This window comes from Croceifilum oryzae, from assembly GCF_030814315.1.
GTDB classification, from domain to species: domain Bacteria; phylum Bacillota; class Bacilli; order Thermoactinomycetales; family Thermoactinomycetaceae; genus Baia; species Baia oryzae.
The window spans coordinates 133278-150778 of sequence record NZ_JAUSUV010000007.1; the positions used below are offsets into that span (position 1 = coordinate 133278).

The window sequence follows — 17501 nt, forward strand, 5'->3', positions numbered from 1 at the left end:
GAAATATCGAGATTTTTTAGGAAGCATTAATAACTTGAATCTGGTTTAGTTGAGCTTTTGTAAGAGGCTGAGTACAGTCAGGGCGATTGCTTCTTCCTTTTGTCACTCCAGCACGAAACCCTCCATGTGGAGTAGGTACAGCCACCCGGATTCCAAATACTTGACTCACCCAGTGGAACGGGAAGCAGACGGAGATTCTGCCATCTGTCGTTCCTGCATATTCAACAGCCGCAGCAAAGTGATCCTGATCATGTAGCCAGACTGAGCCTGAATCTCCAGCTTTTCCAACAACTTGTTTATGTCTGGTTACAATGATTTGGTCTACAAATACGTCCTCACCATCGACGAGTACATCTGTATGGACCGATCGAATGTTACCTCTTCGAAAGCCAGTTGTCCGCCCTGTTTTGATCAATTTCATCCCTACACAACAAGAAATGAGATGTCCGGGTACAATGATTTTTTGACCTGTATTTCCTAACAGATACCGTGGATCTAGAAGTTTGTTTCGCCTTGGTTTCGCCAGCGCGGCATCTATATAGTTAATATCTGCTACGGGCTGTGCGTATTGGAATAATTTCCCGATTCTGTTTATTCTAGCTCTTCCTCGATCGTAGACTCCTGGTTGAAAGGTGGAGTTAGTAGCGTTTGGTCTTTCTGGCACGAGTACATGTTTATTGCTAAACACATATAAATGATTGGGCTTAGGAAAGTTGGTAACGATAATCCCTGCTGTTCCGGCAATAGGTTCATCTGAGCTAATACTAACTCCTCCAGGAACAGGACGAATTCGCGTTTGGTTTAGAGGCTTGGCGGCATGGTGTTGAAATTTTCCAACGCGTTCGAAGAGCACAGGAATACGAGCTGGAATACCTAGTTTTGTTCTAATGGAGGATGCCATCGAGGATTGAGTCCGTGTGGAGAGACTCTTGTCAATATAAGTGATAATACAAGCTCCTTGGGACGGTTTTTGAGGGTTGGCGTAGCCTACACCAATCGCATGAACGCCTTCACTCCGTAAAATCGCAGGAGAAATCTGTTTTTTGTGCCTGATGCATTCCATAAAAGTGGCCATGTAGCATTCTCCCTTCTAAAAAACACTAAGAATGCTACAGCCTATGCGTAATCCTGTTCTCCGCCTGTGCGTTCGCCTATACTCTATAAATTAAGAACTCACCATTTCAATGGTTTTGATGGAATCGATCGGTTGGCTATTAGGATCTTGATCTTTTAGATACAGAAGAGCAGGCCCGCCTTGACTTTCGCTGAGGGGCTTTCCATCTATCGCAAAACATAAATAGGAATCAAGGATTTCTTCGTACGAAAGGCTTATATTCTCGCCATCTCTGCGATGAATAATAGCAGTATGTGCCCCTTCTTTTGGTTCGGCGTTTAGAAGAAATGGACGAAGGGACATCCCAAGGCCGCTCGGTTCGATCGGAAATCTCCGTTCATCAAAGATCCAAACTCCTGGATCTATGTTAATAATAAAGTTGGTATCTCCCTTTATTTGTATAATCATCTCATCATCATCCAATCTTCTATGGTAAAGTCCCCCTTATTATATATATAAATTCTTCCTTTCTTCCAACTGCATTTTGCAAATCTACCACTTTTCATGATAAACTAGTTCTAGCATGCACGTTGAAGAAGTACCGTACCCCGTGTGGAACGGTCGATGGGGGGCGTAGAAATGACCACACCGACACAGACCGATTTAAATGTAAAAGCACTCGAAATTCTTAGAGGAGATGCATCTAAGATTGAGCAGCTGATTGCGGTTCAGTTAGAGCACCTAACTTTACCCAAGTGTCCACTTTACGAAGAAGTGATGAATATGCAGATGTTCGGACTTTCTCGTCAAATCGATTTTGCGGTTCGCGCTGGTATGATCAATCGTGAACAAGGTCAGCAAATCATCAATGATCTGGAACGGAAATTAGCGGATTTATTTAGTCTCATTATGCCGTAATAATATCTAGTATAGAAAATATCAGCCTTTGAGTATCCAAACTCATAGGCTGTTTTTTTATTGGGTTTGTTCCATCTGCTGTGCTTTCCATAATGCCCGTTCGGTTTGGATTAACTCACTTTTCAAATGCCGAATCTGATCATTTAACCGTAATTGTTCTTGGCGAGTTTGCCTAGCTAACGGTTCATCTCCCCGACGAGTGGCCATTTGAAAATCATTTTGCTTTTCTCGCTCTTGTTTCTCGAGTCGTTCGATTTCGATGTGTAGGTCTTCGATTTGTCGTTGATAGATCCAAATAGTCATGTTGGATACTCCTTTCCAAATTCTGTATTTTATATGTTTTTCCGTGGAAGGGATGATTTCCTGCAAAGGTCCCATATAAAATGGAGCCATTTTACACACGATGCGTGATGTGTGAAATGGCTCTTTTTTGTGAGGGTTTATTTATTTGCTTCTAAACAATAAAAAATACGGTTCCTAAAATTACATATACCAATAACAACAATGTGCCTTCGTACCAGTTGGTAGAGCCGTCTCGAGATACGGATGAGGCGATGAGGGCAGATACGGCAACGGCGGCAACTTCGTAGTTGGTAAAGACGAGATCCATGGGACGGTTGAACAATAGGCTGACGAATACGAGCACAGGAGCGACGAATAGGGCAATTTGTAAGCTACTGCCAATGGCGATTTCTACAGCGGCTCCCATCCGGTTTTTCATCGCTAAAAAGATGGCAGCACTATGTTCAGCAGCATTCCCGATGATGGCAATGAGGAATGCACCGACAAACATTTCGGTCCATCCAAGCGCATGTGCGACAGATTGAACGCTATGTACCAACCACTCGGATTGAATGGCAACAAAGGTAGTGGAGATGACGAGTACAAGGATTGAGCCCCATTTGGACCAAATCGCGTGTTCTTCGTTTTCAATCCCATCGACCATGCCATCAACTGATGCACCTAGCTCTTTTCGATGAGTGACTAAGGAGAAGATGAGCCACAAAATATAAGCAAGGATGAGTGCCACGGCGATGATCACACTAACAGTGATATCTTCTTGAGCTGTGACGTGTGCTGGATCTGTCAAAAAAGCCGCCGGTACAAAGAGCGCGATGACAGAGAGCATCATGAGTGAGGCATTATGACCCGCTAAGACAGGATTGAAATTTTGTGTTTTGTACTTTACACCACCGACAAACATGGATAAGCCTAGTACGAGTAGTAAGTTTCCAATGATGGAACCGGTGATACTCGCCTTTACCATATCAAATAGGCCTTCTTTTACGAGGAAGATGGCGATAATTAGTTCAGCGGCATTCCCAAACGTCGCATTGAGAAAACCTCCGATCCTCTCACCAGCATAATGCGCTACACTTTCGGTCGCTTTTCCGAGCAAGGCAGCCCAGAAAAGTAATGACAAACAAGCCGTACCAAATTGTAAAGGTTGAATGGAGGTATAAAAATGAGCCCAAGCACTCAATAATGTAGATACAGCTAGTAATGGGTACCAAATTTTTTTGTTCACAAAATCCACACCTTTCTATGTTAGAATGAACGATTTATATACAAATTAGACATGTATGAATCTGGATTTTGTCATAATCTGTTGAAGTTAGTTCAAACTAAGGATACGGACGACAGAAAATTTGTCAAACATACAAGAAGGCTGTAGGCTTGATTTGCCTAGTATTTAAGCAGGAAAATACAATTTTTAAGCGAAATATTGCATCATGCTAAAATTTGGAAAGGAGGGGGACAAATGGATTTTACAAGGGATACTGCCATATTTATAGATTTAGAGAATGTGTACTATGGATTAAAGAAATATCACATGGATCCAGATCATCCTGAGACACATCATAATTTATTTTTACGCCTACAAGAGTATTATGGGAAAGATTCCATTCGTATGATGGAAGCATATGCCGACTTTGAACAGATGGATCTATCGATGATGAGCTTGCAAAAGAAACGAGTACACGTAAATCAAGTTTATGGAAATGGTCGTGAAGGCAAGGAAAGAAAAAATGCAGCTGATATCCAACTTTGTTTAGACGCGATGGAGGTACTGTATCAAATTCCAGAGATCACCACTTTTGTAATCGTGAGTGCCGATCAGGATATGATTCCACTATTAGATCGTCTATGGTCAAAAGGGAAAAAAGTGGAGTTGTTTAGCTTGTGGGATGAGAGTTTATCGAAATCATCACAGATCCAAGAGTTCTGTGATCAATCACACAATATCCTTGAGTTCATTAATATTGAAAAGATGAATGACTATGCACAAATCGATCGCATTATGCACAATGCCGTTCTGCAGATTTACGAGTGGTATCGAGATCCAAATAATATCGGTAAGAGTTATGGTAGTACTTGGATTAAGAATGACTTAGCACGAAAGTTTAGTCTAAGTGAATTAGAATCGAACCACTTATTTACCCGGCTAGTAAAGGGGAAGTATCTCCTTCCTTATGAAATTGAGATTGATGAAAAGATCTTTTATGGGTATAAAGTAAACCTTACGCACCCACAGGTTCAGATGATTGTAAAGATCGCAGGATATAAAGTTAGTTAAAAGAGACTTCTGTAGAAATAACATGAAATGCTTCTCTCTTCTTTTCAAAGACCCTGTATGATACAATAAAAGAAACGAGAGTGAAAACTCTAACTTGTTATGGTTACTATCTACGTATTGTCACAGGGGTGTCTTTTATGACTGAAACTAACGGTGGAATGATTCGAATCGCCGATGATGTAGTGGCGGTCATAGCTGGGATGACAGCTAGTAAAGTTCCTGGAATTTCCAGTATGTCCGCAGGTATGACCGAGGGGCTTGCCAAACGAGTAAGTGGCAAAAACCTTACCAAAGGGGTACATGTGGAAGTTGGAGAAAAAGAGACAGTAGTCGACTTGCGCGTGATTGTTGAATATGGAAGAGAAATTCCCGCTGTATGTCGAGAGCTACAATATGAAGTAAAAGAAGCGGTAGAAAATATGACAGGTCTCCATGTTGTGCAGGTAAATGTAAAAGTAGAGGGCGTTGATTATCAAAGCCATACTACTGTATAAGTTACCTTAGCAAATGGACTGTAAATGGTATAACAAAGGAGATGCCTTTTTATAGGTCATCTCCTTTGTTTTGTGCTCTATATGTAGATATGTAGAAGTCTACGCACTCGCAAGAGCAGTTTCGAGTTCACCTATTTTTTGATGAACCTCTTCGGTTAGTTCTGCTGGAATTTCGGAGTTTTCGTCCATTCCATGTGGGAAGAAGTGACGTACGAAGTAGGGAACATCTAATTCTAGACGGGCCTTTGGGCTTTCTATTTGCTTCTTGCCTATCACGACAGCACGAATACGTAGGTAGTAATCGACCTCAGCAACTGTATATTTAATATCATACGTCGCTTTCGTGTAATCCCAAGCTCCGCGGAAGAATCCGAGTCCCGACATGATGGCTTCTAGGTCTTTGAAATCCTTTTGGACTCCTTTTGTTTTCGAATCATGAAAAAACATGGGTGTGTGCCTCCTTTGCAATGCACTACTGACATCCTCATAATGATAATATGAAGAAGATCATCGTGCAACCAAATACCTTTTTTAGCTGGAAAATATCTGGGGGGAAATGGATTATGAAACAGATGATAGAGAAAGTATATCCAAAAATCGTAGGAATACGTAGATATTTACATCAACATCCTGAGCTTTCCTACCAAGAGGAGCAGACAGCAGCACTTGTAGCAAAGCATTTAGAAGATATAGGTTTAGAAGTGAAGACGCAGGTGGGTGGATTACATGGGGTGACTGGTTACTTGCGAGGATCGAAACCAGGACCCACTGTGGCGCTTCGAGCAGATATGGATGCATTACCGATTGAAGATGCAAAAGATTCCGTGTATCGATCGACGGTTCCGGGAGTGATGCATGCTTGTGGTCATGATGGACACACTGCTACCTTACTGGGAGTAGCTGAGATCTTGTCCGAGATGAGAGATGAAATAGAAGGACAAGTGTTATTCATTTTTCAACCAGCTGAGGAGTCTCCACCAGGTGGAGCGATTGCGATGGTGCAAGATGGTGTTGTGGATCAAGTGGACGGTATATTCGGCTTACATCTTTGGGCGACTTATCCAACAGGGACCATTGGAACGAGATCGGGTGAGTTGATGGCAGCAGCTGATAATTTCACCATCGAAATTCAAGGAAAAGGTGGACACGCCGGAATTCCTCATCATTGTATAGATCCGATTGTGATTGCCTCTCATCTCGTTATTCAGTTACAGAGTATTGTAAGTAGACAGATTGATCCGCAAAAAGCAGCTGTGATTTCGGTTTGTAAGATAGAGGCGGGAGATTCTCATAATGTAATCCCTGATACTTGTCGGATTTTAGGGACCGTTCGGACTTTTGATGTGGCCGTTCGTGACAAGATCGTTGAAAGGTTAGGTCATATGTGCGAAGGGATTGGGAAGTCGTTTGGCGCAGAGTGCAAACTTACTTATCAAACTGGTTACCCAGCTGTTGTAAATCATCCAGAACCGACAGAATTGGTTCGAAGCATCGCGGTCGATGTGGTGGGGAAACAAGGATTCATCGAAATGGAACCGATTGCTCCCGGCGAAGATTTCTCTTACTTCCTCCAAAAGGTACCGGGTTCCTTTTTCTTTGTGGGGTGCGGCAATTTTGAACAATATCAGGGCTCTCATCACCATCCCCATTTTGATATCGACGAAGAAAGCATGAAAATCGGTATGGAATTACTCGCAACCGTAGCGCTTCGATTTTTACAGAAGGAAGCTAAGAATAGAGCTGAATTAGCTGAGTGCATGGAATGAGTTGGGACTGGGGAGACTACTGGGGAGTATTCCAATATAAAAGGAGTTTTCCCTATGAGTAGTCCAGTTCGAGACATCATGTCAACGGATCTTCAAGTGCTTTCGCCTGATGACAATATCTATGAAGCAGCTCTCATGATGAGGCAAAACGATGTGGGGATCATCCCTGTTTGTGATCATGGAAAAATTTGTGGAGTGGTTACGGATCGAGATTTAGTTATTCGCGGCATTGCAGAGAAACGTCCGAATTCAAGCCAAATTGGGGAAGTGATGTCGGATGAGCTTGTAACCGGAGAACCTGATATGTCAGTCGATGATGTAGCATTGTTAATGGCTGATTATCAAGTAAGACGGCTTCCGATTGTGGAAAATGGGATGCTAGTTGGAGTGGTTTCATTGGGAGACTTAGCCGTTCATATGCCGTATATGAATGAGGCAAGTGAAGCCCTAAATGAGATCTCGCATAATACGGATCACGGATATATGCAATAAACAAAAGCGATTCCCGTAAAAAGGAGTCGCTTTTGTTTATTGCATATAAAGTTTAAGTAAACGTCATGGTAGGGACGCCTGATTTAATAGTAAAGGGTTTTTGTCTGGGCTCTTTTTCGATCACTAAAACGCTATCATAGTAGGTCATGGAGCCAATTGAAGTGGTGAATTGATCCACATCTTCATTATGCCATCCATATAAGGAATCGACTATATTTTTGGTATAGTTAATAAAGTTTTCCTTGCTATTCTTGCCACCGCCATAGGGAGTAAGGTAGCTTGTGTGCATATCTTCTATGACATATACACCATTAGGAGAAACCTCAGAAAACATCTCCTCAAATGTTATTTTTTGCTGATGCATATGATGTCCTCCATCATCAATGATGATATCAAACTTGGGGAGGTGTGGTTTAATTTGTTTCCAAAAATTTCGATCCCCTTGATCTCCTATGATAATGTTCACTCGTTCTTCTACCAGTTCTTTGCATTTTTCATAAATATCTAATCCGTATATCGTCGCCTGTGGACCAAAGTAATTCTTCCACATTTGAAGGGATCCACCATGATAAATTCCAATTTCCAATACATTTATTTTTTTATTTACAAACCGACTAAAATGACGCTCGTAAATCTCTAGATAGTGATCCCATTTATCAACTAAATGATTGTTATTAGAAAAAAAGTATTCCCGTAATCTACTCATTTGCAGGTCTCCTTTGCTTACGTTTTCTACTCTTAAATGTATTAAGATCCAACAAATTTAGACCCGTGAAAAAGCGATTCCACTAAAAAGGAATCACTTTTTTTATTTGTGTAAAAACTACGAGTGATGATAGATAAGAAGGGCTGGTATTCGATGATTTTTACAACAATGATCGGGCATCAACAATTGGTTCACCAACATGTGGTGTATGAAGTATTTTTATGTACCATTCAATCGGATCAACGGAAGATGACGAGATTCCCACTGAAGTTGAGGGATGTATACCATGGTTGGTTAAAGAGGTTAGAGGAACATGCTTTTCAGCAGAAAACTTGCGTAGAGCGGGAGTTAGAGCAATGTGGGGTGCGAATTCTAAATACAAGACCGAAGCTGGGATATCGAGAAGTAAAGTATCTCCATCAAGATGCCACGTATACCAATAAGCTTCTAAATGAGTGGTTGAAGAAAGAATGTGAGCAATTATTTTGTTCGTACACTCATTTGATGTAGGAATAAAATTGCGCTTCGGGTGCAGGCTAAGAAGATGGAGGGAGTGTACATAAATGGATAAAAAACAATCACAAAAAAAGAAGAAGTTAGAAGATGAATATCAACAAATAGCTGATAAATATAGACCAAAACCAAAAGTATTTATGAATTGCTTGAAAGCATTTTTAGTAGGTGGATTTATCTGTTTGATCGGACAAGGCCTCGCTAAGCTATACGCTTATTTAGGCATGGATCCAGTAACTGCGTCTAATACGACTGTGGCCACTTTGGTATTTCTATCTTGTTTACTAACAGGGCTAGGTGTATATGACACGATTGGTCAATGGGCGGGGGCAGGGACTGCTGTTCCTGTAACGGGGTTTGCCAATTCGATGGCTTCTGCGGCATTGGAACATAAATCAGAAGGCTGGGTACTGGGAGTCGGAGGCAATATGTTTAAGTTAGCAGGGGCTGTTATTACGTTTGGAGTGGTTTCTGCGTTTTTCGTAAGTCTCATTCAGATGATCGTAAAGATGTTTATCTAGGAATTAGAAGGAGGGAGAATGGTGCACCAACGCTATATCGGATCAAGTACATTTCAATTTTTAAATGATGTACGTTTACAATCAAGTGCTGCTGTAGTAGGACCCAAAGAAGGAGCAGGACTCCTAGGCAAGGAATATGACCTGATTCACAATGATCTATATGCGGGGCAAGAGACATGGGAGAAAGCGGAGCGGAAAATACTAGAGGATGCTGTAAATACGGCTATTGAGAAGGCGGGTCTTAGCACAAAGCAGATCGGTGCGTACCTCGCAGGGGACTTGTTGAATCAAAATATTACAGCCTCCTTTTCGGCTCAGACAACGCAAATTCCGTTTATGGGTGTATATGGGGCATGTTCGACTTCTATGCTCTCTCTGCTTCTAGCCACCTCTTTAGTAGATGCTGGATTCGTGCAGTATGCAGTAGCAGGAGTAAGCAGTCATAACTGTACAGCAGAAAAACAGTATCGTTTTCCCACGGAGTTTGGTGGACAGAAGCCTGATACGGCTCAGTGGACCGTAACGGGTGCTGGAGCAGGCGTTGTAGGGATTGGAGGGAGTGGTCCCTGTATCACCCATGCTACAGTGGGCAAGGTAATGGATTTGGGTGTGAAAAATCCGTTTGATATGGGATCAGCCATGGCTCCAGCCGCCGCCAAAACGATTGCGACTCACTTTCAAGATACTGGGAGAAAGCCAAGTGATTACGATCTCATCGTAACCGGTGATTTAGCAACCGTGGGTCATCCGATTGCCAGAGAACTACTGATGAATGAAGGATATCAAATGGGGGAACGGTTCCGAGATTGTGGCATGATGATCTATAGTGAGGAACAAGAACAGTTTGCTGGAGCAAGCGGATGTGCCTCTAGTGCGTGCGTAACCTACGGACACCTCATGAAAGAAATTGAAAGAGGCAACCTTCATCGCATCTTAGTAGTCGCAACCGGCGCTCTGTTATCCCCTATTTCTTATCAGCAAGGAGAGCCTATTCCTTGTGTTGCGCATGCTGTTGCGTTTGAATCGGATACATTAACTTTTTGATGGGGATTGGTGATTAAGGATTAAAGACTAAAAGCTAAAGATTAAAGGCTAAAAACTAAAGATTAAAGGCTAAAAACTTATTGGGTATCGAGGGCAGGAGAGTCTGTTCGATCACTGCTCAGATACCGATCCCACAGAGAAGTGGAGATGTCCGCTCCTCGATCCTCCGCTAGGGCAGATGCAAAACTCGCAAAGAACGCTCAAACATGTTGCACCAAAAACGCCCTACATTACGGATCGCTACGCTAAGTAGGATCGATAACATCGCAATAATCGAACAGACTCTCCCTTCCCTCCAATCAAATTTGTTGTTAATCACAGGTTTACTATTTGAGCTGTGAGCAGATACATGCCCCGGGTAGACTCCAATAACCTGTTCCTTTCTTTTCATTTTTAAATACAAGCTATGTATCATATAAACTTACAGGAAATTGCCTCTTCATCACGAACATATCTCTTAACTAGTTGCAACACGATTCAGACTTAAAGGAGAATGCTCGATGAACGCGATTTTGTCCTATTTACCTAAGATAGAAGAGAAGCGAATTCAACAAATCTGGATTGAAGCGACGAACCAATGCCACATTGAAGACTCCGGTGCGTTTCCACCTCAACTCGTGTATCAAGTTGCCAATGGATACGAAGTGAAAGGCTTGCAAGGGATCTTAGAACGAATTATCCCACAGCAAGAATCATTTTGTATCCATTGTTGTGGAGTGGGGATGACGGAAGTGAGGAGTCCTCGATTCTACATTCCCATTGTGAAGAGCTATCCCCTTGTTCAACTTCAGCAAACGATCTGGGAGGAGACGAGGTCGATTCGAATGGGGATTTGCCCTACCTACCAGCCGGATGAATGGATACCGCGTATCTATTTTCCGTTTATACGGATGACCCCAGATGAGGCGTCCAGACTGTACAGGAAATTAAAGCAGATGCTGACACAAGATCATATTTCCATTCAACAAGTATCGTGGGTCTCTTCTAGAGCCACGGGATCGGACCAAAAGAGACATTTTTCATTTTTATCATAAAAATAGGTTTCACCCTGACGATGGGAGGTAGTATAATAATAACAAAGTGATATCACTTTGATAACAATATGAAATGGGTGATGAGAATGGAACGGATGAAAGAACAACCTGTTTGGCATGTCAACGGCTTTCTTGCTATGACGGTTCAGTTGCTTCTATTGCTCGTGGGTGGATTGGTACTAGGCAATTCTGATGGTGGAGCTCAGGTGTTTGGTATCATTTTATTTGTTTTGGGTCTCATGCTAAGTGGTGGATTTGTAGTAATCCAGCCCAATGAATCTCGTGTTTGTACGTTTTTGGGTAAGTATATAGGAGAACTTAGGGAAGAAGGATTTCATTTCGTCAATCCCTTCTCTCAACGTACGAAGATTAGTTTGCGAGTAAGGAATTTTCATACGGATCGCATAAAAGTAAATGATTCGGATGGGAATCCAATCGAGATTGCGGCTGTAATCGTGTGGAGAGTAAAGAATCCAACTCAATCTACTTTTCATGTGGATGACTATAAAAAATTTGCCGATATTCAGAGCGAAACCGCTCTTCGTTCCCTAGCAAGTCATTTTCCCTACGATGCTCCACAGGATGGATTATCTTTACGTGGGAATCCAACGGAAATTATGAATACCTTTGAGAAAGAACTTCATGAGCGTTTAGAGATGGCTGGAATCGAAGTAATGGAAGCAAGAATTAGTCACCTCGCCTATGCGCCTGAGATTGCGCAGGTGATGTTGCGTAGACAACAAGCTTCGGCTGTTGTTGCCGCTCGTCAGCAGATTGTAGAAGGTGCTATGGGGATGGTGGAGACGGTGTTAGCTAAATTAGAAAAGCAGGGCTTCGAATTAGATGATGAGAAAAAGGCAGCGATGGTAAATAATCTGCTCGTCGCTTTGGTCTCAGAAGGAAATGTAAGTCCTGTGATTAATACGGGTACTCTTTATCAATAATGAGCTCTAAAAAGAAATTCTTACTTCGTCTAGATCCAGATCTCTATCAAGACCTTGAAAAATGGGCAGCGGATGAATTTCGGAGTGTGAATGCTCAAATCGAATTCATCCTTCGCTCGTCTGTTTCCAAACATCGAAAGATGAGGAAATCAAAGGATAAACAAAGTTCAGAGGAGAATCTCGAAGATCTCCTATAGAGTAAGTATATTTTTATAGAAGTCCAAGCCATCACACCTCATTCTTCATATCTAGGAGAAAGAGGTGATTTTTTATGGAAAGTCATCAGGAGGGGCAACGGTTTACCTTTCTCTATCAGCATGAATCCAGTGCAGAGCGTCTCTTAGAGCTAGGGTGTCAAGTGGAGTATGTCGGATGCTATACACCTTTGATTACAGCAACAGTGTCATCTTGGAAACAAATGAAACAAATAGAGAGGGATCCAGAATTAGTTCATGTAGAGTCGGAAAGATCCCTGCAGCTGTTTCCATACGAATTACAAAAAGTGTATCCGAAGAAGCGCTCAGTAAAAACAAAACAAAAAGGTGAAGTATTACCATGGAATATTCGTCGAGTTCTGCGAGGGCAAAATCGATCTTTTACAGGAAAAGGAATTAAAGTTGGAATTATTGATACAGGAATTGATTTTAGTCACCCCGATTTGAGTCAAAACATCCAAGGTGGAGTCAATATTATTGAACCAGGAAAACCGCCACATGACGCAAATGGTCATGGAACACATGTATCGGGAGTGATTGGAGCGGCGATGAATCAATATGGCATTATTGGAGTAGCTCCGGATGTTTCCTTATATGCGATTAAGGTGTTAAATAAGAAAGGTGTCGGGTCTCTATCAGATCTCGTACGCGGGATTGAATGGGGAATTGCCAATAATATGGATATCTTAAATATTAGCATTAGTGGTGGAAAGGTGAGTCCAGTTGCATTAGAAAAAGCGATCCAAGCAGCTACACGTAAAGGAATATTCGTCGTTGCGGCGGCTGGAAACGCGGGGCAGTTATCCGGAAAAGGGGATACTGTAGAAGTCCCTGCGAGAGTACAGAATGCGATTGCAGTGGCTGCGCTTAGTAAAAATAACAAACGAGCCTCTTTTTCGGCGACAGGCTCTTCGGTAGATGTGGCTGCTCCGGGAGTAAAAGTGGTCAGCACATATCCGGGGATGAAGTATGCCTCTTTAAGCGGGACTTCGATGGCAGCAGCTCATGTATCGGGAGTGTTGGCTTTATTCAAGCAAAAGCATCCAAAAATCGGTCATGCGGCGATTTTGAAGCGATTATTTGCTTCAACCAAAGTGCTTAGTTCATCAGGACGAAACTCATTAACAGGACATGGTTTGGTGCAGTTTTAATCATGAAAAAACACGCTTTTCGTTAGACGGAAAGGCGTGTTTTTCATTTGGATTTATGTATGTAAGAGTGTATCGTCGTGATCCTGTAAGAGTTCAGCTTTATCAGGCTTCCGAACGAGTAAACGGGTGATGCTACGAGAGTCCATCTCTTGTACGGTAAAGATAAACTCTAGAAAATGAACTGAAACACCGACTTTCGGTAGAGCTTGTAGTTGAGAGAAGACCCAACCACCGATGGTGTCATTGTTTTCATCTTCAATCTCAATGTTAAAGTATTCGTTTACCTCTTCGATTAACAGTCTAGCATCAATAGAAGTTCCACTCGATTTTTCTTGGAAGAAAGGACGCTCATCGTCGAACTCATCTTGGATCTCTCCGACGATTTCTTCAATGATGTCTTCTAAGGTTACGATTCCAGAGGTACCACCATATTCATCAATTACAATGGCCATTTCGGTTCTGTTTTTTTGGAGAGTCCGTAAAATATCTTTGATTTCCATCGTCTCGGGAACCTGGACAGATGGACGAGCAATCTCAATTAAATCAGGAGTACCACCTTCAATCAGACATTCATATAGGTCTCTGATATGTATAACGCCTAGAATTTCATCTTTATCTTTTCCACATAACGGAAAACGTGTAAATTGGCTCTTTTTAGCGACATCAATGTTTTCTTCGATAGAGTCCGTCGCATACAGACATACCATATTGATCCGAGGAACCATTACTTCACGACCCACTCGGTCTGCGAATTCAAAGATGTTATCAAATAGAGAAAGCTCTGTTTGATCAATGATGCCACTTTTATGGCTTTGCTCTACCAGCATTCGGATCTCTTCTTCTGTGTGAGCGGCTTGGTGCTCGGCATCTATACCTACTCCTAGCCATTGTAAGAGTTTATTTGCTGATGAGTTTAACAACCAGATGGGAGCACGGAAGAGCAGAAAGAACCAGTGTAGGGGTCTTGATATGACAAGGGTAACCCGTTCTGCTTGACGAATGGCTAGCGATTTTGGTGCCATTTCACCAATGACAATATGTAGAAACGTAATAATCGAAAAGCCTATGGCAAACGAAATGATATGGACTACATTTTCGGGCAAATGAAAGGTTTGAATGAGTGGTGTAATTAGTCTCGCTACAAACGGTTCACCAACCCAACCAAGCCCTAGTGATGCCAATGTGATTCCAAGTTGTGTAGCGGATAGATATGCATCTAGATTAGCAATTAGTTTTTGTGCTGCTAGAGCGCGGAAATTGCCTTCTTCGGTTAACTGTGCAATCCGTGTGGAACGCACCTTTACCAAGGCAAACTCTGATGCTACGAAAAAGCCATTTAGAAGCACAAGAAATACAACTAATCCAAAATTCCAAAACGTACTTACCAGATCGCTATCCAACGATTGAGACCCCCTATGTGTGTAGAAAATGTTACCTATTTTGAACAACATTATACCTTAGGAACTGCCTTGTTATAAAGGAATATTAGTCCTTTGAAAATTGTATGACAGTCAACTGCTGATTAATTGGACGAAGAGGGTGGCTAAACCAAAATAAATCATCAACGAGACGACATCGTTAATCGTAGTAATAAGTGGTCCGGATGCCACGGTAGGATCGATCTTAAAAACTTGTAGGACCATCGGGATCATCGTTCCTACAATCGTTCCAATGATGAGTGTGAAAAATAGGCACACTGCCACTAAAATCCCTAGTCGCCCATCGTAACAAAGGCTAATAAATCCTAAAATGAATAAGCTACAAAAAAGCCCTATCAGCATGGCAATGGTACTTTCTTGGCGTAGTAGCTTTCCATAATTCTCTTTCGTCAATTCTCCATTTGAGATCAACCGAATCACGGTGGCCAAGGATTGCGTTGCTGCGTTTCCAGTCATCCCAGCGATCATAGGCATGAAGATTAATAAAATCGGCAGTTTTTGAGTGGTTTCTTGAAATAGATTAATCAGATTAGCGGTGATTAACCCAATGAGAAGAAGTAAGATCAGCCAAGGAATCCGCTTACGGACAGCTTGTATGGGAGAGATAAATAGACCTTGGTCGCCTCCGCCCCCAGAGAAGTTAGCAAAGTCTTCTTGTGCCTCCTCAATTAATACATCCATCACATCATCCACTGTCACAATCCCGCGTAAGGTATGCTGGTGATCCACAACAGGAACAGCAAGCAGGTTATACCTCGTAAAGACTTTCGTCACTTCTTCTTGATCCAAGTCCACAGGTACTGAGATAATTCGCTCATACATGATGTCATGGATTTTTACTTCAGGCTTTGCGATTAATAATTCCCGTAGTGAGACGACTCCTAGTAGGTGCCCATTCACATCGACTACATAAAGATAATAGATGGTTTCAGCATCAGGGGCTTTTTGACGTAGTTGATCGATCGCTTCGGAAGCGGTGATCTCACTCATAATATGAACGTACTCGGTCGTCATTAATCCGCCTGCTGTATCTTCTGGATAGTGAAGAAGATCCCGAACATTTTCTGCTTCCGGCTGGTCTAATTTGGTTAGAATCGTTTCCGCTTCATTTTGACTAATTTCTCCGAGGAAATCAGCGAGGTCATCAGAAGCGACTTCACGAAAGATCTGTGACTTTTGAGCATCTGGAATCAAATTCATAAATTGTCTTTTTTGTTCGAGATGCTCCATCTCTTCAAAAAGATGAGCCGTCTTGGAGATCGATAAGTAGGAGAGCAACTCTTTCTGCTGTTCTTCATCAATGAAGAAGAAAAATTGGCGTAGATCATAAGGTGGCAGCTCTTCTAGTAGTTCTTGAATGGCATTCGGATCCTTCATTTCTAATCTAGACTGTAATTCAGCTAATTCTGTGAGAGAGATCATGTTTCTCTCCTTTCTGACTGAACCACTACGTGGGTGATCGCATACAATAGAGCATCTAAGTTGGTGTAAGCGGAGGGAATGTACATGGAAAAATCTACAATGCACGATAAAATCCATACAAACCTTGTCTCGATTCAATCATGGATGCAATTTCGAAGCCAGTTTTTTTATCATTGGCGTCCATCCCAATTTGCATCACCTGTTAGTCTGCACAGAAACGAGGAACGTTATCATAGTTTGTGGGAATCACCTGAATCCCCACAGTCTCCTTGGATTGAAGTGAAAGACGAGTAAGGATGAATCAGAAGAATGCTTCTTACAAAAGAGGCATACATAGTAGAGGAAGCAATTTTGCTTCCGCCCTTCCTTACCATTTTCCTCCATCTAGATGACTGGAGGTTTTTTTTCGTACATCTTCCAGAACAAAGGAGGGGAAAAGTTTGTTAAAATACATAGGGAGGGTGAAACCGGAATGAAAACGATTGATATGACGGAATTATTATCAGATGCCTATGACTTGGCTGATGAAATTAATAAATCGCACGAAGTACAAAGCTATCTTTGTAGTCAAGCGGAGTTGCAAGAGGATGTTGAGGCTCAAAAATTAATAAGTGAGTTTCAAAAGAAAAAAGAGTTATATGAGGAAACAAAGAGATTTGGTATTTTTCATCCCAATTATCATGAAGCTAAGCAGGAGATAGAAGAAGTTCAGGCGCAATTACGAAACAACTCGGTGATTCGCCAGTTCCTAGAAGCAGAAGAGAGATTGGATCAACTTCTATACCAAATCTCGTCTACGATTGCAAAATCAGTCTCGCATCAAATTCATATTCCGATTCCAGATTCAAGCACACCAGGGAAACAAAGGCGAGGAGCGTGTCACCCGTAAGCACTACTTGCTTACTTAAGTGGATCGTAAACGGACACAGTCCGGACAACCGTTTCCGCAGCAAAAACTTTTTTCCATGGGTGCAACAAATTGGGCACGATATACATAGGCATGTGTTGAGGTGCGGATAAAAAGATAGGTGAAGCTCCAGATCGTCCCGAGAATTAGTTCTTGAGCGATGTCACGTAACTCATTTTCAAATGATTCCCTTGATGGATAGTGCTCCTTATTTGCATAAAGAAAGGCAACTCCTGCATAGGGACGCATGGTCAGTTTTTCGATCATTTGTTCTTGTAGTTTTTGATAGAGTGGGTTTCTCAA

24 protein-coding genes are annotated in these 17501 nt (G+C 42.0%); 14 read left to right on the plus strand and 10 right to left on the minus strand.

What is annotated here, in order from left to right; all coding sequences use genetic code 11:
- Window positions 1–16 precede the first annotated feature (16 nt).
- Entirely contained in the window at window positions 17–1075 is a 1059-nt protein-coding gene (locus J2Z48_RS09280; RefSeq protein WP_307252870.1) for a hypothetical protein, read from the minus strand.
- Window positions 1076–1165: 90 nt separating this feature from the next.
- Window positions 1166–1522, minus strand: coding sequence for a molybdopterin-binding protein (locus tag J2Z48_RS09285; protein WP_307252873.1), 357 nt, complete (start codon window positions 1520–1522; stop codon window positions 1166–1168).
- A 171-nt stretch (window positions 1523–1693) separates the two neighbouring features.
- Between J2Z48_RS09285 and J2Z48_RS09290 the strand changes: the two genes are divergently transcribed.
- Window positions 1694–1972, plus strand: coding sequence for an Fpa/YlaN family protein (locus J2Z48_RS09290; protein ID WP_307252874.1), 279 nt, complete (start codon window positions 1694–1696; stop codon window positions 1970–1972).
- 57 nt (window positions 1973–2029) lie between these two features.
- Here the strand turns inward: J2Z48_RS09290 and J2Z48_RS09295 are convergent, their stop codons facing one another.
- Window positions 2030–2275 (minus strand): hypothetical protein, encoded by a 246-nt coding sequence (locus J2Z48_RS09295; RefSeq protein WP_307252875.1) that lies wholly within the window; start codon window positions 2273–2275, stop codon window positions 2030–2032.
- A gap of 151 nt (window positions 2276–2426) precedes the next feature.
- On the minus strand, window positions 2427–3500 hold the full coding sequence (gene cax / locus J2Z48_RS09300; RefSeq protein WP_307252876.1) for a calcium/proton exchanger: 1074 nt from the start codon (window positions 3498–3500) through the stop codon (window positions 2427–2429).
- 234 nt (window positions 3501–3734) lie between these two features.
- Here cax and J2Z48_RS09305 point away from each other — a divergent pair, with 234 nt between their 5' ends.
- Both J2Z48_RS09305 and J2Z48_RS09310 read left to right on the plus strand, forming a co-directional pair.
- Entirely contained in the window at window positions 3735–4550 is an 816-nt protein-coding gene (locus J2Z48_RS09305; protein WP_131849472.1) for an NYN domain-containing protein, read from the plus strand.
- Between the two features lie 137 nt (window positions 4551–4687).
- Complete coding sequence (locus tag J2Z48_RS09310; protein ID WP_307252877.1) at window positions 4688–5044, plus strand: Asp23/Gls24 family envelope stress response protein; 357 nt, start codon at window positions 4688–4690, stop codon at window positions 5042–5044.
- 99 nt (window positions 5045–5143) lie between these two features.
- Here J2Z48_RS09310 and J2Z48_RS09315 read toward each other — a convergent pair whose 3' ends face one another.
- Window positions 5144–5491 (minus strand): YugN family protein, encoded by a 348-nt coding sequence (locus J2Z48_RS09315; protein WP_307252878.1) that lies wholly within the window; start codon window positions 5489–5491, stop codon window positions 5144–5146.
- Window positions 5492–5607: 116 nt separating this feature from the next.
- Between J2Z48_RS09315 and J2Z48_RS09320 the strand changes: the two genes are divergently transcribed.
- Together J2Z48_RS09320 and J2Z48_RS09325 are read left to right on the plus strand one after the other, a co-directional pair.
- Window positions 5608–6810 carry a M20 metallopeptidase family protein gene (locus J2Z48_RS09320; protein ID WP_307252880.1) on the plus strand — a complete coding sequence of 401 codons (1203 nt, stop codon included), beginning with the start codon at window positions 5608–5610 and terminating at the stop codon, window positions 6808–6810.
- 54 nt (window positions 6811–6864) lie between these two features.
- Window positions 6865–7302, plus strand: coding sequence for a CBS domain-containing protein (locus tag J2Z48_RS09325; protein WP_307252882.1), 438 nt, complete (start codon window positions 6865–6867; stop codon window positions 7300–7302).
- Between the two features lie 52 nt (window positions 7303–7354).
- Here the strand turns inward: J2Z48_RS09325 and J2Z48_RS09330 are convergent, their stop codons facing one another.
- A complete protein-coding gene (locus tag J2Z48_RS09330) occupies window positions 7355–8008 on the minus strand; it encodes a class I SAM-dependent methyltransferase (protein ID WP_307252883.1) in 654 nt (217 codons plus the stop codon).
- Window positions 8009–8161: 153 nt separating this feature from the next.
- Between J2Z48_RS09330 and J2Z48_RS09335 the strand changes: the two genes are divergently transcribed.
- The 3 genes from J2Z48_RS09335 to spoVAD are packed head-to-tail and all read left to right on the plus strand — an operon-like array spanning window position 8162 to window position 10086.
- Window positions 8162–8518, plus strand: a complete 357-nt coding sequence (locus J2Z48_RS09335; protein WP_307252884.1) for a YhjD family protein — start codon at window positions 8162–8164, stop codon at window positions 8516–8518.
- Between the two features lie 53 nt (window positions 8519–8571).
- Window positions 8572–9042: a stage V sporulation protein AC gene (gene spoVAC / locus J2Z48_RS09340; RefSeq protein ID WP_307252885.1), complete on the plus strand. Its 471-nt coding sequence runs from the start codon at window positions 8572–8574 to the stop codon at window positions 9040–9042.
- 21 nt (window positions 9043–9063) lie between these two features.
- Window positions 9064–10086 (plus strand): stage V sporulation protein AD, encoded by a 1023-nt coding sequence (gene spoVAD / locus J2Z48_RS09345; protein WP_307252886.1) that lies wholly within the window; start codon window positions 9064–9066, stop codon window positions 10084–10086.
- 169 nt (window positions 10087–10255) lie between these two features.
- Here the strand turns inward: spoVAD and J2Z48_RS09350 are convergent, their stop codons facing one another.
- On the minus strand, window positions 10256–10477 hold the full coding sequence (locus tag J2Z48_RS09350) for a hypothetical protein (protein WP_307252888.1): 222 nt from the start codon (window positions 10475–10477) through the stop codon (window positions 10256–10258).
- Window positions 10478–10586: 109 nt separating this feature from the next.
- On the opposite strand from J2Z48_RS09350, the gene J2Z48_RS09355 reads away from it, so the two are divergent.
- The 4 genes from J2Z48_RS09355 to J2Z48_RS09370 all read left to right on the plus strand — a co-directional run bounded on the left by J2Z48_RS09355 (window position 10587) and on the right by J2Z48_RS09370 (window position 13430).
- Window positions 10587–11120, plus strand: coding sequence for a hypothetical protein (locus tag J2Z48_RS09355; RefSeq protein ID WP_307252890.1), 534 nt, complete (start codon window positions 10587–10589; stop codon window positions 11118–11120).
- 86 nt (window positions 11121–11206) lie between these two features.
- Complete coding sequence (locus J2Z48_RS09360; protein ID WP_307252891.1) at window positions 11207–12064, plus strand: SPFH domain-containing protein; 858 nt, start codon at window positions 11207–11209, stop codon at window positions 12062–12064.
- Window positions 12064–12261: a type II toxin-antitoxin system antitoxin gene (locus tag J2Z48_RS09365; protein ID WP_307252892.1), complete on the plus strand. Its 198-nt coding sequence runs from the start codon at window positions 12064–12066 to the stop codon at window positions 12259–12261. Before J2Z48_RS09360 ends, J2Z48_RS09365 begins: the two co-directional genes overlap by 1 nt.
- Window positions 12262–12335: 74 nt before the next feature.
- A complete protein-coding gene (locus J2Z48_RS09370; RefSeq protein ID WP_307252893.1) occupies window positions 12336–13430 on the plus strand; it encodes a S8 family peptidase in 1095 nt (364 codons plus the stop codon).
- A 53-nt stretch (window positions 13431–13483) separates the two neighbouring features.
- On the opposite strand, the gene J2Z48_RS09375 is transcribed toward J2Z48_RS09370, so the two are convergent.
- Both J2Z48_RS09375 and mgtE read right to left on the minus strand, forming a co-directional pair.
- The gene (locus J2Z48_RS09375; RefSeq protein ID WP_307252894.1) at window positions 13484–14830 is read right to left on the minus strand and encodes a hemolysin family protein; all 1347 of its coding nucleotides are present in this window, start codon (window positions 14828–14830) and stop codon (window positions 13484–13486) included.
- Window positions 14831–14941: 111 nt separating this feature from the next.
- Window positions 14942–16291, minus strand: coding sequence for a magnesium transporter (gene mgtE, locus J2Z48_RS09380; protein ID WP_307252895.1), 1350 nt, complete (start codon window positions 16289–16291; stop codon window positions 14942–14944).
- 84 nt (window positions 16292–16375) lie between these two features.
- Here mgtE and J2Z48_RS09385 point away from each other — a divergent pair, with 84 nt between their 5' ends.
- Window positions 16376–16585: a hypothetical protein gene (locus tag J2Z48_RS09385; protein WP_307252897.1), complete on the plus strand. Its 210-nt coding sequence runs from the start codon at window positions 16376–16378 to the stop codon at window positions 16583–16585.
- Window positions 16586–16763: 178 nt separating this feature from the next.
- Window positions 16764–17180: a YlbF/YmcA family competence regulator gene (locus J2Z48_RS09390; RefSeq protein WP_307252899.1), complete on the plus strand. Its 417-nt coding sequence runs from the start codon at window positions 16764–16766 to the stop codon at window positions 17178–17180.
- A gap of 15 nt (window positions 17181–17195) precedes the next feature.
- On the opposite strand, the gene J2Z48_RS09395 is transcribed toward J2Z48_RS09390, so the two are convergent.
- On the minus strand, window positions 17196–17501 hold the full coding sequence (locus J2Z48_RS09395) for a hypothetical protein (RefSeq protein ID WP_307252901.1): 306 nt from the start codon (window positions 17499–17501) through the stop codon (window positions 17196–17198).